Here is a 14976-nt window from a genome sequence, read left to right on the forward strand (position 1 = left end):
GAATTACAGCATCTAGGTCTGTTACCTAAACAAAAAGCTTATTTAAATTCTGATTTATACTGCTTTAAACCAAATTAAAATCAAGCGACATCTCTTTTTCTAACATTAATAATTTCGTATGGGGTTTTTGCTCTGTCAGCCGTAATAACTCCCGAAGACGCATTTTCGGATTCATCACTATGGCTTCAAGTAATATCTTGATATGTTCTAAAATATTAATAATAGTTGCAGGATCAAAAAGTTGGAAATCGTAATTGATTCCAATGGTCAACTCTGAACCAGGATAGCCAACTATATTGAGAGGATAGTTAGTTTTATAATAGTCAGTTTTCTCAGAGATGTTTAGACTTCCCCATTCTTCCAAAAATTTACCTGTTTTTTGGTTCTCAAACACCACAAAGCTTTCAAATAAGGGTACATTACCCAGCACTTGGCTGCATTTTTGAATATTTACCAATGGATAATACTCATACTCACGAATATCTATCAATTGAGTTTGCAATTGCTGAAGCCAAGGAAGTAAATACTCGTCCATATCTATCTTGACATGTACTGGCAAAGTATTAACCATCTCCCCGACCATTGACTCCGAACCTTCTAAATCTACTGGACGACCAGAAGTAGTACAGCCATAAACTACATCATTTTTACTACTGTAGTGACTCAGAAGTATAGCCCAAGCTCCCTGAACTAGTGTACTCATAGTCAGGCGATGCTGCTTGGCTAATGAATCTAGATTCCTTGTAGTTACTTCTGATAGAGTGATTTTTATATCCTCGTAGCGTTTTTCTATATTGGACAAGTTGTTTGAGCATAGATTGATTAAAGAAGTAGGCTCTTTTACTCCACTAAGTTGTTGTCGCCAGAACTTCTCTGCTTTGGCCGAATCTTGCTGTTTTAACCATTTGATATAGTTTTTAAAGCAACTGCCAATTAATAAGGGTGTATCTTGACCACGACAATACGCTTCATAAATTTCAATCACATCCTTTAATACCAATGGATATGACCAACCATCGAGAATGATCAGATTGTTACTCCAAACAAGATAATAAGTGTCTTCTTGAATTTGGATTATAGCCACACGCATTAGAGGTGCTTGGGAAAAATCAAAATGTCGAAGGCGATCGCACTCAAGAAAAGACTTGAAACGCTCTTGCTGTTCTAATGGCTTCACTCCCCGCCAATCTTGGTACTCTACAGGTACCTTTACTTGCTGATGCACAACTTGTAATGGTTTATCCAATTCTTCCCAATAGAAGCTGGTACGCAAGATTGTGTGCCGGGTTGCTACTTGCTGCCAAGCGTATTCAAAAGCTGCAAAATTCAGATTGCCACTAAAAGTGTGAACAAGTTGTATATGGTATAGTCCCATTTCCGGAGCGTGTAAACCGTGAAAGAGAATACCATGCTGTATTGGAGATAGTGGGTATATGTCTTGGATATCTTCTTTCATGCCGTTTTGATTTTCCTTAAAAACCGTTCGAGGTCTTGTTGGCTCAAGTCTGTTTCTGGAAAGTCAGAAGGTGTATATCCTCGTTCTTCAGAAGATTGACAATGAGTAACAAGTAGTTGCAATGCTTCTACAAACCTTTGTGCTAATTGTTCAATAGTGCTTTGTCGATGTATTTTTTTGCTGTAAGTCAAATTTACTCTCAACTGGTTATTAATTACCAAAGCGTCGATACTTAGCATATAAGTCTCACGGTTTAACGAACTGCGCGTTGCTCCTTGCGAGTCCTGAGAGATTTTAAATATTGATGAGTCTAAAAATGTTTGATCGAACTGACCTAAGTAATTGAAAACCACCTCAGCTTTTGAAAGCGATCGCAATAACTCAACTTTCGCAATATCTTGATTCAAGTAACGTAGAACACCATAGCCCATTCCTTTATTTGGAATGCCCCGCAACTGCTCTTTTATCAACTTCAAGGCTTCTATGGGATGAGAGATTTTTCCTAAATCTAACAGTACTGGAAAAATAGATGTAAACCAACCTACTGTGCGAGATAAATCTACATCATTGAAAATTTCTTCTCGCCCATGACCTTCCAAAGCTACTAATAGAGAATTATTGCCAGTCCATTGAGAAAAAGCTTGTACTAGTGACGTGAGCAAGACATCATTAATGTGTGTATTATAAGCTTTTGGTACTTCTTTTAGCAAGGCTTGAGTTTGTTCCACAGTCAGAAAAATTGAGATGTTTCCAACTGAAGCTCCTGTATTGTCGCCGTCAGAAAAATCGACTGGTAAAGGAGCAATTTGCTGCCATTCCTTTCTTAGCCAATAGTCCCATTCTTGTTGAAGGGTAGCTGATTGTGCATATTTTTCTAAGCATTTCGACCAGTCTTTAAATGAAGTTGTTTTTGCTGGCAGTTGCACTTTCTTGCCTTGACTTAACTGCTCATATACAGCCTCTAAGTCCTCTAAGAAAATCCGCCAAGAAACGCCATCTATGGCTAAATGGTGAATGACTATCAGCAAACGGCTTGGTTGTTGACCTAAGTCGAACAAAGCAACTTGCATCAACGGACCTGCTGAGAGATTAAGGCTAGCTTGTAATTTGGTAGCAGCTGCTTCGATGGCTGGTTTTTGTTCGCTTTCTGGTAGGGCAGAGAAATCTAAGTGTGTCAAGGGGACTTCTATATCAGAACTGGCTATAACCTGCTGCCAACCTGACTTCGTATGCTCAAATCTTAAGCGCAGAGCATCATGGTGTAACAACAGTTGCTGTATGCATTTTTCTAATAAAGCGAGGTCAAGAACTTGTTTAACTTCTAGTAAGACTGCTTGGTTCCAGTGGTGGGGTTCAAATAGATTCTGTTCAAAAAACCAGTGTTGTATTGGTGTAAGAGAAGCTAAACCTGTAATAAGTCCTTGTTCAGCTTGATTTACTTTTTTTGTAACTGCTACAGATGCCAACTCAGCAATTGTCTGATGTTGAAATAATTGTTTAACAGCTAGTTGTAGGTTAGCCTTATTAGCTCTTGTAATAACTACAATAGCAAGGATAGAATCCCCACCTAACTCAAAAAAGTTATCGAAAATACCTACTTGTTCTACACCTAACACATCTGCCCAAATTTCAGTCAACTTGGTTTCGACGTAATTACGAGGTGCTACTAATTTTTTATCTTCAGGACTTGCTGTATCAGGCGCTTTTAATGCTTTGCGGTCAACTTTGCCATTAGGTGTTAGTGGTAGTGCCTCCAAGATGACAAAAGTTGCTGGGATCATGTAGTTTGGCAACTTTATTTCTAAAAAACTGCGTAGTTTAGAAATCGTTAGCGTTTGATCTTTTGTGGGGACTAGATAGGCGACTAATTGTTGAGAATCTACTTGCGAAGAATGAACCTTAACTACAACTTCTCGCACGGTTGGGTATTGGCTAATCAGTGCTTCAATTTCTCCGAGTTCAATGCGGAAACCACGTATTTTTACTTGGTTATCAATGCGACCAATGTATTCTATCTCTCCATTCGGCAAATAGCGTGCCTGATCCCCAGTTTGATATAACCGCTCCCCTGGCAAGTTTGCATAAGGATTGGGAATAAATTTATCCGCAGTTAATTCTGCTTTGTTTAAATAACCACGGGCTAAACCTGCACCACCAATATACAACATTCCTGGTACACCTACAGGAACCAGTTGTAAATTTTTATCTAACAAATAAGTCTGCGTGTTGTGAATCGGGCGACCTATTGGTGGGATATTGCTAGCACCTTTGTGTATCCAAGCATAGGTGGAATAAGTTGTATCTTCAGAAGGTCCATACAGGTTAAATACCTGTTGTATATTATCTTGCTTATAAAGTTCTTGTACGAGTTGATTATGAAGCGGTTCACCTGCAACATTCACAATTTTTACCGAAGTTGGAATGCAATCATTGGTGAGTAACTGTGAAAGCACACTCGGAACTGTGTTAATTAAGGTGACACCAAAGGCTGCTGGCAAAGTTGCTAAATAGAGTGCATTCTCAATTAGAATCACCTTACCACCGCAACACAGAGGAACAAATACTTCAAATACTGAAAGGTCAAAGCAAATCGAGGTTGATGCCAAAACTCCATATCTGGCTTCAATCTCAAAGGTTTTGTTTGCCCAGTCCAACATTGCTACTGTGCTAGCGTGTTTTATCATTACACCTTTGGGTGTGCCTGTGGAACCAGAGGTATATATGACGTAAGCTAGGTTGTCAGTAGTTAGTTGGGAGAAGAAATTTTCCTGGCTTTGTCGGGCTATCAAATGCCAATCAGTATCTAAACAAACGACTTGAGCTTTGTGTTGAGGCATTACTTCCACAAGCGACGCTTGAGTGAGCAATACTGGCGCTTGGGTGTCTTCTAATATAAATGCTAATCGTTCTTTAGGATAGCTAGGATCGAGCGGTACATATGCGCCACCTGCTTTGAGGATACCTAACAGTCCGATGACCATATTAAGCGATCGCTCTACACAAATCCCCACTAATACTTCTGGTTTTACTCCTAATGAACGCAAATAATTTGCTAGTTGATTTGCTCTGGTGTTGAGTTCCCAATAGGTTAACTGTTGGTCTTCAAATACTACAGCGACTGCATCAGGCGTGCATTCTACTTGCGCTTCAAACAATTGATGAATACATTGAACTTGAGGATACTCAACTTTTGTATTATTCCATTCCAGGAGTAATTGATGTTTTTCTGGTTCTGTCAGTAATGATAATTTTGAAAGTTGTAGCTTCGGATTTACAGTAATTTCTTCCAGCAAGGTCTGGAAATGTCCAGCCATCCGCTTGATAGTGCTTTCCTTGAATAAATCTGTATTAAACTCCAGATTGGCAAAGATTTTTTGCGCTTTTTCTGTTATCTCTAGAGTCAAATCAAACTTTGCTGTGCCATTGTCAATATCTAGAAGATTTAGAATCAAACCAGATAACTCTAATGCAGGCATTGGTGAATTTTGAAGCACAAACATCACTTGAAAAAGTGGTGTGTGGCTTAAACTTCGTTGTAATTGTAGTTCTTCTACTAGCTGCTCAAAAGGTAAATCTTGATGGGCGTAAGCTGCTAATGCTACTTTCCGCACACGATTTAGTAATTCCTCGAAGCTAGGATTGTCTGCTAAATCGGTTCGCAGTACAATTGTATTAACAAAAAAACCAATTAATCCTTCTAACTCTGTGCGATTGCGATTAGCAACAGGCGAACCGATTATAATATCTTCACTACCTGTATAACGCCATAGAAGTATTTGAAAAGCTGCCAGCAGAGTCATAAATAAGGTGCTTCCACACTGCTGACTCAATTTATTTAAGGCTACAGATAAATCATAGGATAACTCAAATGAATAAGTGGCACCCCGAAAACTTCCAACAGCAGGTCGTGGGTAGTCAGTGGGTAATTCTAATAATTGTGGTGCGTCCTCTAACTGATTTTTCCAATAAGATATTTGTGATTGCAGTATATCTCCCTGTAGTAATTGCTGTTGCCATGCTGCAAAGTCTACATACTGTATTGGTAGTTCCGAAAGTGGATACAGTTTCCCTGTTGAGAAAGCTTCATAAAGTGCTGCGACTTCTTTAATCAGTACTCCCATTGACCAGCCATCGGAAATCACATGATGCATTGTGAATATCAGAATATGTTCTAGCTCATTCACTCGCAACAAAGTAGCTCGTAGCAATGGAGCTTGGCTCAAATTGAAGGGTTGCTGGATTTCTTGTATAACTAACTTTTTAATTTCAGATTCTTGCTCAACCTTAGATAATTCCTCCAGACTGATTGTAGGTAAACACAACTTTAAATTAGGAATAATTACTTGAACAGGTTTTTCTTCTATCGTTGCGAAAGTTGTTCGTAAAATTTCATGGCGTTGGACAATTTCATTAAGAGTTTGTAATAATGCATCTTGATTAAGTAAACCAGTAAGACGCAAAGCTGCCCATATATGATTAGCGAAATTACCAGGTTGCAATTGGTCTATAAACCAAAGTCGCTGTTGACCAAAGGACATTGGAAAAGTGTGAATCTGACTAACCTTTTGTTGAAGTAGTTTTGCCAAAATCTCACGCTTTTTTTCTGGTGAAAGCTCATTAATATTATCGGGAGTATTGGTCATTGGTCAGCCTCTTTTACTTCAACATATTATTAAGCATTAATTCAACTTCTTGGTCAGAAATTTTATCGAGATTTGCCAATACCTCTTGCTCATTATTTCGCTCTATTCTTTTAATTATATTGATGTTATACTTTTCTCCAGAATTTTGGCTCTGTTCAACAATCAATGCTTGCTCACTAATAGTAGGTGCTTCAAAAAAACTTTGTAGTGACAGGTCTACTTTAAACTCTTCACGCAATCGAGATAGAAGTTGAGTTGCTAATAAAGACTGTCCTCCTAAATCAAAAAAGCTATCATGAATACCTATTAAATTAATTCCAAGGATATCTTGCCAAATTCGAGCAATATTTGCTTCAATTTGATTACAAGGAGCAACATAATCATTGCCAAGATTGGGACGAGGATGGTTTGCTTTGGAGATACTAGCTGAAGCTGAGTTATCTTCCAAAATTTTTAATCCTTCTTCTAAATAGTTTAAAGAATTACTACGCTCAATTAAAGCTTGGAAATTTTGTGATGAAACAATAACATGAGGTAAAGCACTTCCCAAGACGCGCTCAAAAGCATCAATGCCTTCTTGAGGCATTATTCCTTGTTTTAGATGTTTTTGAAGTACATCTTGGATTTTGCCTGGTAAAATACTTTCCGTATCTACTGACATCCCTATTTCTTGCCAAGCGCCCCAGTCAATTGATATTGTTAATCGTTCAGATTTAGAAGTTTGATTATATGCATATACATCAAGAAATGCATTAGCTGCGCAATAATCTACCTGTCCAAATTCACCCAATATAGAGCTTTGGGATGAACAAAGTACAAAGAAATCTAGATTAATATTCTGAAAAGCTTGCTCTAGTAATATCGTTCCTCTAATTTTTGCTGCTAGTACTTCACGTGCTATATCCTGCGTTTTAAATTGAATAAGACCACCACCAGCAATACCAGCTGAATGGATAACACCATTAATCTGACCAAATTTTTCTATTGACTGAGCAATGACAGTCTGCATTTGTTGGGAATTAGTGACATCGGCGCTGAATATCAAAACCTCTGCACCAATTTCTTCCAACAGTTGCACTTGGCGAATTATACGGCTAACCTTATCTTCTTGATCGTGGGTCGTCAACCATTCTTGCCAATTATCTTTTTCAGGAATACTCTTTCTTCCAACTAAAACTAATCTAGCCTGTACAGTACCAGCCAGATGTTCTGCTAATACTAAACCAATGCCGCCTAGACCACCAGTAATTAAATAAACTCCTCTTTCTTTTAGCTTACTTCTATCGGTTATACTTTCTTCCAAACGCACAGACTCGAAGGATTGAGTCCAACGATGATATCCACGGTAAGCAACTATATCGTCGGTTTGCTGCGATCTAAATTCTGTAATGATATTGTCTAAAAGTTTTTGTTCAATTAGGTTTTCTGAATCAGGAATTTTGATATCGATAGTACAACAATTTATTTGAGAATATTCTTTGGGGATTACCTTACATGGTCCTAATAAGGTTGCTTTAGAAGGGCATAATTTATCCTCACCAGTTACATCATATAAGTTACTGGTTACGACTATTAAATTGAGAGAATTCTTAATATCTTGTTTTCCTAATGCTTGTGCTAAAAAAAGCAGGCTCCAGAAGCCAAGATATTGGCAATCTTCAAAAAATTGATGTTGCGTTTGTTCGTTTAGCTCTTGATTGGATAAAATATTGTCGGGAGTAACGCTCCAAAAATGAGCGATCGCTTGGGGAATCCAATTCTGTTGTTGGAGTGCTTGCAGCAAGCGATCGTAATCATCCCTTTGTTGGGGATTCATTACATACGTACAGTCGCTAAGTTTGGCAAATTTATCTGCAACTTTGACGACAATTACATCTTGACCTTGTTGCTTGAGTCTTTCAGCAATTTTAGCTCCTACTCCATAAGTATCGACAAATACTAACCAACGTGACTTTTGTTCTACTAATTTTTCCTTTTGTAAAAGCTGAAATGGTGTAGATTGTTTCCAGCGAGGAATGTAGAACCAGTCAGCAATATCTGGTTTTTTGTCTAAGTCGTCTAAGGTTTTTTGCGGCTTCAGTACTAAAGGTGCATTTCGATTTACTTTAAGCCAATAACGCTTACGCTCAAAAGGATAGGTAGGTAAAGGTATGCGATGACGTTTTTGGTTTGCGTAAAAACCTAACCAATCAATTTTAACTCCTACTAACCACAGCTGACCCAAGGTGTTAAGTAAAAACGCGACATCTGATTGTTGCTCTTGAGGATGTCGTATGGAAGTGAGTGTGTAGGCGTAGCCCGCCGCAGCGATCGCTTCATCTGTTTGATGTTGTTTAACCAAACTACTTAGCGTCCGTCCCGGCCCAACTTCCAACAATATTCGTGGCTGGAGGAGTAATTCACTTATCCCTTGACTAAAGCGTACTGGTTGCTTCAAATGCTTTGCCCAATAGTTAGGATCTACTGCTTCGGCTGCGGTAATCCAAGTGCCACTGACATTGGACACAAACGGAATTTTTGGAGGATTGAGTTTTATCAGTTGTAACGTCCGGGTAAAAGTCTCAATGATGGGTGACATCATTTGAGAATGAAAGGCGTGGTTCGTATGCAAACGCTGACAGCTGATACCTAGTTGTTGTAACTTTTGTTGCAGTTGGTCTATTGCTGCTTTTGAACCGGATACTACACATTCCGAAGGTGCATTGCTTGCAGCTAGAGAAATTTCCTTTTCTAGCAGTTGTTGTACTTCTTGTTCTGGCAGTTGAACCGAGAGCATAGCACCACTAAGTAACTGCTGCATCAGTTTTCCTCGATTTGCCACTATTGCCAAAGCATCTTCCAAAGAAAAAACTCCAGCTACAGTAGCAGCTACATACTCTCCGAGACCGTGACCAATCATCATCTGTGGGCACACGCCCCACGCCATCCATAATTTGGCTAGAGCGTATTCAATCACAAACAGTGCTGGTTGAGTAATTGCTGTTTGCTGCAACTTTTGCGTTGCTATTAACGCTTTCTCTTCTCTGGGATAAAGGACTGTACGCAAGTCTACTTCTAAGTAAGGTTTGAGCAATTCGCAGCAGGAATCAACTTGCTGTTTAAATACGGGTTCACTCTCGTATAATTCTCGACCCATATTTACATACTGCGTACCTTCCCCAGGAAACATAAAGACAATCGGGCGATTACAAGGTTCTTGATAATGGGTAAAAGTTCTTTGAAGATTTTGCAGTGCTTCTATAGCATCTTCTTGGTCTTGACAAACTAGCATGCGGCGATGATTTAAAGTCCAGCGACCCACTTGCAAAGTATGAGCAACATCAGCAAGATTTAAATCTGGGTGTTCCTGGAAATAATTAGCTAAATTTTCTGTAGCAGTTTCTAATGCTGTACTTGTCTTGGTTGAAAGTAATAATAACTGCCAAGGTCGAGAAGGACTAGAAGGTTGAATTATCGGTGCTTCTTCCAGAATTACATGGGCATTTGTGCCGCCAAAACCAAAGGAACTAACACCCGCACGGCGAGGAGTGCCGTTAGTTTTCCACTCAGACAGTGTGTTGTTGACATAAAAAGGACTGTTAGTAAAATCTATCTGAGGATTCGGTTCTTCAAAATTCAAGCTAGGCGGTATCTGTTGATGTTTCAGGGCTAAGACGGTTTTGATTAAACCTGCAACTCCAGCAGCTTCGTCCAAATGTCCAATGTTGGTTTTCACAGAACCAATGGCACAAAAGTCCTTTTTGGGAGTTTTGCTGGAAAAAGCTTGTGTCAAGGCTGCAATTTCAACGGGATCGCCTAGAGCAGTTCCAGTTCCATGAGTCTCTATGTAGCTAATCGTTTCAGGTTCAACCTCAGCCATTACTTGAGCTGCTCTAATCACTTTTGCTTGGCCATGAATGCCCGGTGCAGTGTAGCTAACTTTGTCTGCTCCATCATTATTAATGGCGGAACCTTTAATCACCGCATGGATGCAGTCACCATCTGCGATCGCTTCTTCTAAGCGTTTTAAAACTACAATACCTAGACCCCTTCCTCTGGGACATCCCTTAGCCTTGGCATCAAAAGCACGGCAATGTCCATCAGGAGAAGCAATTCCTTCTTGCTGATACACATAACCAACTGCTTCTGATATTGAAACTCCAGCAGCCAAAGCAACATCACACTCGCCACTGAGCAAACTTTGGCAGGCTAAATGTAAAGCAACCAATGAACTTGAACAAGTGGTTTGAACTGCAAAACTCGGCCCTTGCAAGTTTAGTTTGTAAGAAGCAAATGTAACGGAAGCAGGAGAGACTGCTTTTTCTATTTGTTGTTGACCAACAGAGTTTACAATCTCAGAATTTGAATAAATATTAGGTAAATAGCCACCAAAACCAATACCAGTGTAAACTCCAATTGGCTTATTGTAAGCCTCGGAACTGTAGCCAGCATTTTCAAGTGCTGTCCAGGCATATTCCAAAAAGAAACGGAGTCCGGGATCCATAATTTCAGCTTCTCTAGGATTTATATCAAAGAATGAAGCATCAAATAAATCTATATTTTCAACTACACCTTCTGCCTTGACATAATAAGGGTTTGTCAGGTCAGCAGAATCTACATCTAAATCTTTTAGTTCTTGATCGGTGAAAAAATGAATTAACTCTACTCCGTCTCGGAGATTTTGCCAAAACTTTTCAATATTTTGAGATTTGGGAAAACAGCCAATCAGACCAATAATAGCTATTTCCAGACCAGTTTGATTACTGAGGTATTCGGAATTTTTCATAACTAATTTGACTGAATAACTGTTAAATAACTTGTGCTTTTTTCTGTAAAAGGCGTTGTTTTAATCTAGCTTTACCAGCTTCTAGCTGTTCATTTAATTCATGACTTTGATTGGCAAAGCTGTCATCTGTTTCTTGACTTAAATATTTGGATATAGAACTAATAGTTGGATATTTAAATAGGTCAGTCATTGCTAAGTCTGCTTTAAAAACTTCTCGCAATTTACTGTAAACCTGAAGTACATTTAGTGAATGACCACCAAGGTCAAAAAAGTTATCTTGAATGCCAACTTTCTCCACCTTTAATATTTTTTGCCAAATATCAGCAATTGTATTTTCCATTTCATTTCGCGGCAATACATAAACTGTTTCTAGTACTGGGCGAAGATTATCTGGTTTGGGCAGAGCTTTACGGTCTACCTTACCACTAGGTGCTAAGGGTAAATTTTCTAGCATCACAAAAGCAGAAGGTAACATGTGGTCAGGTAACTTTTCTTTCAAGAAGCTACGCAGTTCACTAATACTAGGAACTACTTGAGTCTTCGCAACTACATAGGCGACTAATAAAAGGTTATCCGCTTCCTCTTGATGAACTACAACTACATTTTCACGTACATTTGGGTGCTGATTTAAAAATGTTTCAATTTCTCCAAGTTCAACCCGGAAGCCGCGAATTTTAACTTGATGGTCAATGCGTCCAAGGAATTCGATATTGCCATCAGCCAGCCACCTGCCTAAATCTCCAGTTTTATAAATTAAATCTTGGCGATTTGCTGGTAACTTTTTCGTTGCATCCGAGAACGGATTAGTCACAAAGCTAAAATTGGTTTTTTCTTCATTCTTCCAGTAACCAGCACCTACCCCAATTCCCGATACGCAAATTTCTCCTGGCGCGCCAATCGGCAATAGTTGCATTTGCTCATCTAGAATGTAGAGATTTAAATTGGCTAATGGTTTACCAATTGGCACTGTTCGCTGATTTTCAGCGAAAGGCTTGTCAACGATAAATTGAGTAATATCATCAGCAGCCTCTGTGGGACCATAAGCATTAACAATTTTGATTTCTGGATATATTTCCAGCCACTTATTTACCCAACTTACTGGTACTGGTTCCCCCACAACCATCATCCATTTCAAATTAGGTAATTCTCTTTGGTGAATTCCTAGTCCTGAAGTATATTCAAGTAAGCCGCCAAATAATGCCGGGACTAATTCAACAACCGTAATTTTTTGGTATTTAAGTGCTTTAAACAGTTGTTCAGGAATCGCCACAGTTTCGATATCTGCTATGACTGTCCTGCCACCAATTAAAAGCGGTGCCAAAAATTGCCAGACGGAAATATCTGTCGAAGAAGGAGCGCTTTGGAGAAAACAAAATTCTTCTGTTAACTGTAACTCATCAAATTGGGCATAAATATGATTAATTGCACCATCGTGTCTGACAATTGCCCCTTTTGGTAATCCTGTAGACCCGGAAGTATAAAGCATATAAGCTGGGTCAGCAGCATCATTAATCGGTTCTATATTATCATTCGGCAACTGTTCAAAGTCTAATTTATTATATATCTTTATATCGGCGCGATCGCCAGTTAGTAGCTGACCAGAAATCAAACTATCTAAACAAATAATAGATGATAATTGCGAACAATCTTCTGCTAAGTTTGATAACATATCTAATAGCGAATTATCAGTGAATAAAAATCTGACTTCGCTATTAGATAGCATATACTTAATTCGGTTTGGTGGGTAAGTACTATCAATAGGTACATAAGCTCCACCTACTTTATAAATAGCAAGGATAGTAATGAGAAAATTGATATCACGGTCTTTAAAAATGCCTACAATCTCTCCTTGTTTAACTCCCAATTTTCGCAGTAATACGGCTAACTGATTAGCTTTTTGGTTGAGTTTTTGATAAGTTAATTGAGTTTGCTCGTGAACTACGGCGATATTGTTGGGAGTGTGAAATACTTGTTTTTCAAATAATTCATTTATTGTCTGTTCAATCGGATACTCTTTAGTATTGTTATTAAAATCTTTTAATAATTTGCATTTATTGGAGTCTTTTAAGAAAACAATATCAAAAACTTTAATATTTACTTGATTAAGACAACTGTCTAGAACATTTATATAATACGTACCAAACAAGTTGATATTTTCATCTTGAAACAGATGTTCGTTATATTTTATTTCAACGCTAATACTTTCTTTATTAACTCTAAAACAAATTGTAATATCATTGTCTAACTGATGTAAATTATTTTTATTATGAATATTTTCTAGTAAAACAACTATATCAAAAATTGGACAACGATTAGGAGTTGTGGGTATTTCTAATAATTTAATTATTTCATTAAAATCATAGTTTTGATGACTATAAGCACCTATAGTAGCATCTTTGACTTCCAAAAGAAAATCTTTGAATGAAAGCTGAGACGTTACTTGAGTACGCAAAGGAATTACTTTGCTATTTATCTCATCTATTTCAATTTTATCATAGACTGGTATGCCAACAATAATATCATTATTTCTAGTATATTTTTGGAGTAATATCTTTAAGACAGATAAAAGTATCAAGTAAATTGAGAAGTAAGAACCTTTAGCTAGTTGAATAATTGCTTGAGATAAATCATTTGATAAATCAAAGCTCAAATATTTGTTCTTACCACCCGAAAATAAAGGTCTTACATAGTCCAACATCAGATTTGTTTCTGGCAACTCTCCTGATAATTTATTTATCCAATAACTTTTTTGAGAGAATGTGTCAGTCGAGTGTAAATGTGTACCCATAGTTTTTTCCTAATCAATTAATTGCTTGGCGAGATAACTAGTATATAAACGTCCTTTTATATACAATCACCAAAAGCTGCTTTGATAATTGAACAACCCTTTTGTAATGTAGATATATCAATTACTAATGGTGGTAAAATTTTAATTACAGTATCATTTCTACCTGCTCGTTCAATTATTAATCCTAGTTCAAAACAACGTGATGCAATCCTCTTAGATAAAGTGCGATCGCCAAAACCTTTTAGATCGATTCCCCAAATCATCCCAATCCCACGTATTGCTATATTTTCACTAATTGATGCTATTTCCTCAGTCAGAAAGTTTTTTAAAAAAAGCTCTTTGGCTTTTACATCTTGTTCAAAATCATAACTTTCTCTATATTCTAGAGCAGCTGTTGCTCCTACAAATGCTAATTGATTACCCCTAAAAGTCCCATTATGTTCGCCCGGTTCCCATATATCTAACTCGGACTTAATTAATAATAGTGACATAGGAAACCCATATCCACTAATAGACTTAGAGAGTACTACCATATCGGGAACAATATCTGCTCTTTCAAAAGAAAAGAAAGACCCTGTTCTACCGCAACCAACTTGAATATCATCGCATATTAATAAAATATCATTTTCGTCACACAACCTTCTTAATCTTTGTATCCAATCAAGAGGAGCTACAATAACTCCACCTTCAGCTTGCACTGTTTCAAAGATGATTGCTGCTGGTTTTTCAATTCCCGAGTTTACATCATTTAAGATTGTTTCTATATATTCTATTGTGTCAAAACTATCCATAAATCCATAGGGATAAGGCATAAATGTTACATTATTTGATGTTCCAAGTGTGCCTGCCCGAATTCCAATATTACTACTAATGGATAAACTACCTAAAGTCATTCCATGATATGCTCCCATAAATGAGAATATACCTGGTCTTTTCTTTACTTTTTTAGCTAACTTTAAAGCCGCTTCAACTGCATTTGTTCCTGTTGGTCCACAGAACTGAACGCGATAATCTAGTTTTTTTGAACTCAGCACTACCTCATGAAACTTGGCTAAAAACTTTTCTTTAGCCGAAGTATACATATCTAACCCATGTGCAATTCCATCAGCATCTAAATATGAGATAACCTTTTGTTTTATATAGTCATGATTATGTCCATAATTTAAGGCCCCTGCTCCAGCAAAAAAATCAATATATTCTTTCCCGGAATCAGAATAAATTATAGAACCTTTAGCTCGATGAAAGATATCCGGAAAATTCCGGCAATAGCTTCTAACGTTTGATTCACACTTTTCAAATATATTCATAAAATTATTTTACTTAA

General features: G+C 37.7%; 5 protein-coding genes. All 5 read right to left on the minus strand.

Annotated features, from left to right (window positions below; translation table 11 throughout):
- Positions 1-64: 64 nt before the first annotated feature.
- Genes V7K79_RS22425 through ectB form a run of 5 tightly spaced genes read right to left on the minus strand, consistent with a single transcriptional unit; the run spans position 65 to position 14959 of the window.
- Positions 65-1456 (minus strand): condensation domain-containing protein, encoded by a 1392-nt coding sequence (locus tag V7K79_RS22425; RefSeq protein WP_335050546.1) that lies wholly within the window; start codon positions 1454-1456, stop codon positions 65-67.
- Positions 1453-6099: an amino acid adenylation domain-containing protein gene (locus V7K79_RS22430; protein WP_335050548.1), complete on the minus strand. Its 4647-nt coding sequence runs from the start codon at positions 6097-6099 to the stop codon at positions 1453-1455. The genes V7K79_RS22425 and V7K79_RS22430 overlap by 4 nt, the downstream gene beginning before the upstream one ends.
- 13 nt (positions 6100-6112) lie before the next feature.
- Positions 6113-10864 carry a type I polyketide synthase gene (locus tag V7K79_RS22435; protein WP_335050550.1) on the minus strand — a complete coding sequence of 1584 codons (4752 nt, stop codon included), beginning with the start codon at positions 10862-10864 and terminating at the stop codon, positions 6113-6115.
- 22 nt (positions 10865-10886) lie between these two features.
- Positions 10887-13652 carry a non-ribosomal peptide synthetase gene (locus tag V7K79_RS22440; RefSeq protein ID WP_335050552.1) on the minus strand — a complete coding sequence of 922 codons (2766 nt, stop codon included), beginning with the start codon at positions 13650-13652 and terminating at the stop codon, positions 10887-10889.
- A 56-nt stretch (positions 13653-13708) separates the two neighbouring features.
- The gene (ectB, locus tag V7K79_RS22445) at positions 13709-14959 is read right to left on the minus strand and encodes a diaminobutyrate--2-oxoglutarate transaminase (protein ID WP_335050553.1); all 1251 of its coding nucleotides are present in this window, start codon (positions 14957-14959) and stop codon (positions 13709-13711) included.
- Positions 14960-14976: the final 17 nt, after the last annotated feature.

It is taken from the genome of Nostoc sp. (assembly GCF_036917575.1).
In the GTDB taxonomy this organism is placed as follows: Bacteria; Cyanobacteriota; Cyanobacteriia; order Cyanobacteriales; family Nostocaceae; genus Nostoc.

What these genes read in the sequence shown, in the direction of transcription:
- V7K79_RS22425 (WP_335050546.1), bottom strand. Translation starts at nt 1,456, where the DNA reads ATGAAAGAAGATATCCAAGACATATACCCACTATCTCCAATACAGCAT.
- V7K79_RS22430 (WP_335050548.1), bottom strand. Translation starts at nt 6,099, where the DNA reads ATGACCAATACTCCCGATAATATTAATGAGCTTTCACCAGAAAAAAAG.
- V7K79_RS22435 (WP_335050550.1), bottom strand. Translation starts at nt 10,864, where the DNA reads ATGAAAAATTCCGAATACCTCAGTAATCAAACTGGTCTGGAAATAGCT.
- V7K79_RS22440 (WP_335050552.1), bottom strand. Translation starts at nt 13,652, where the DNA reads ATGGGTACACATTTACACTCGACTGACACATTCTCTCAAAAAAGTTAT.
- ectB (WP_335050553.1), bottom strand. Translation starts at nt 14,959, where the DNA reads ATGAATATATTTGAAAAGTGTGAATCAAACGTTAGAAGCTATTGCCGG.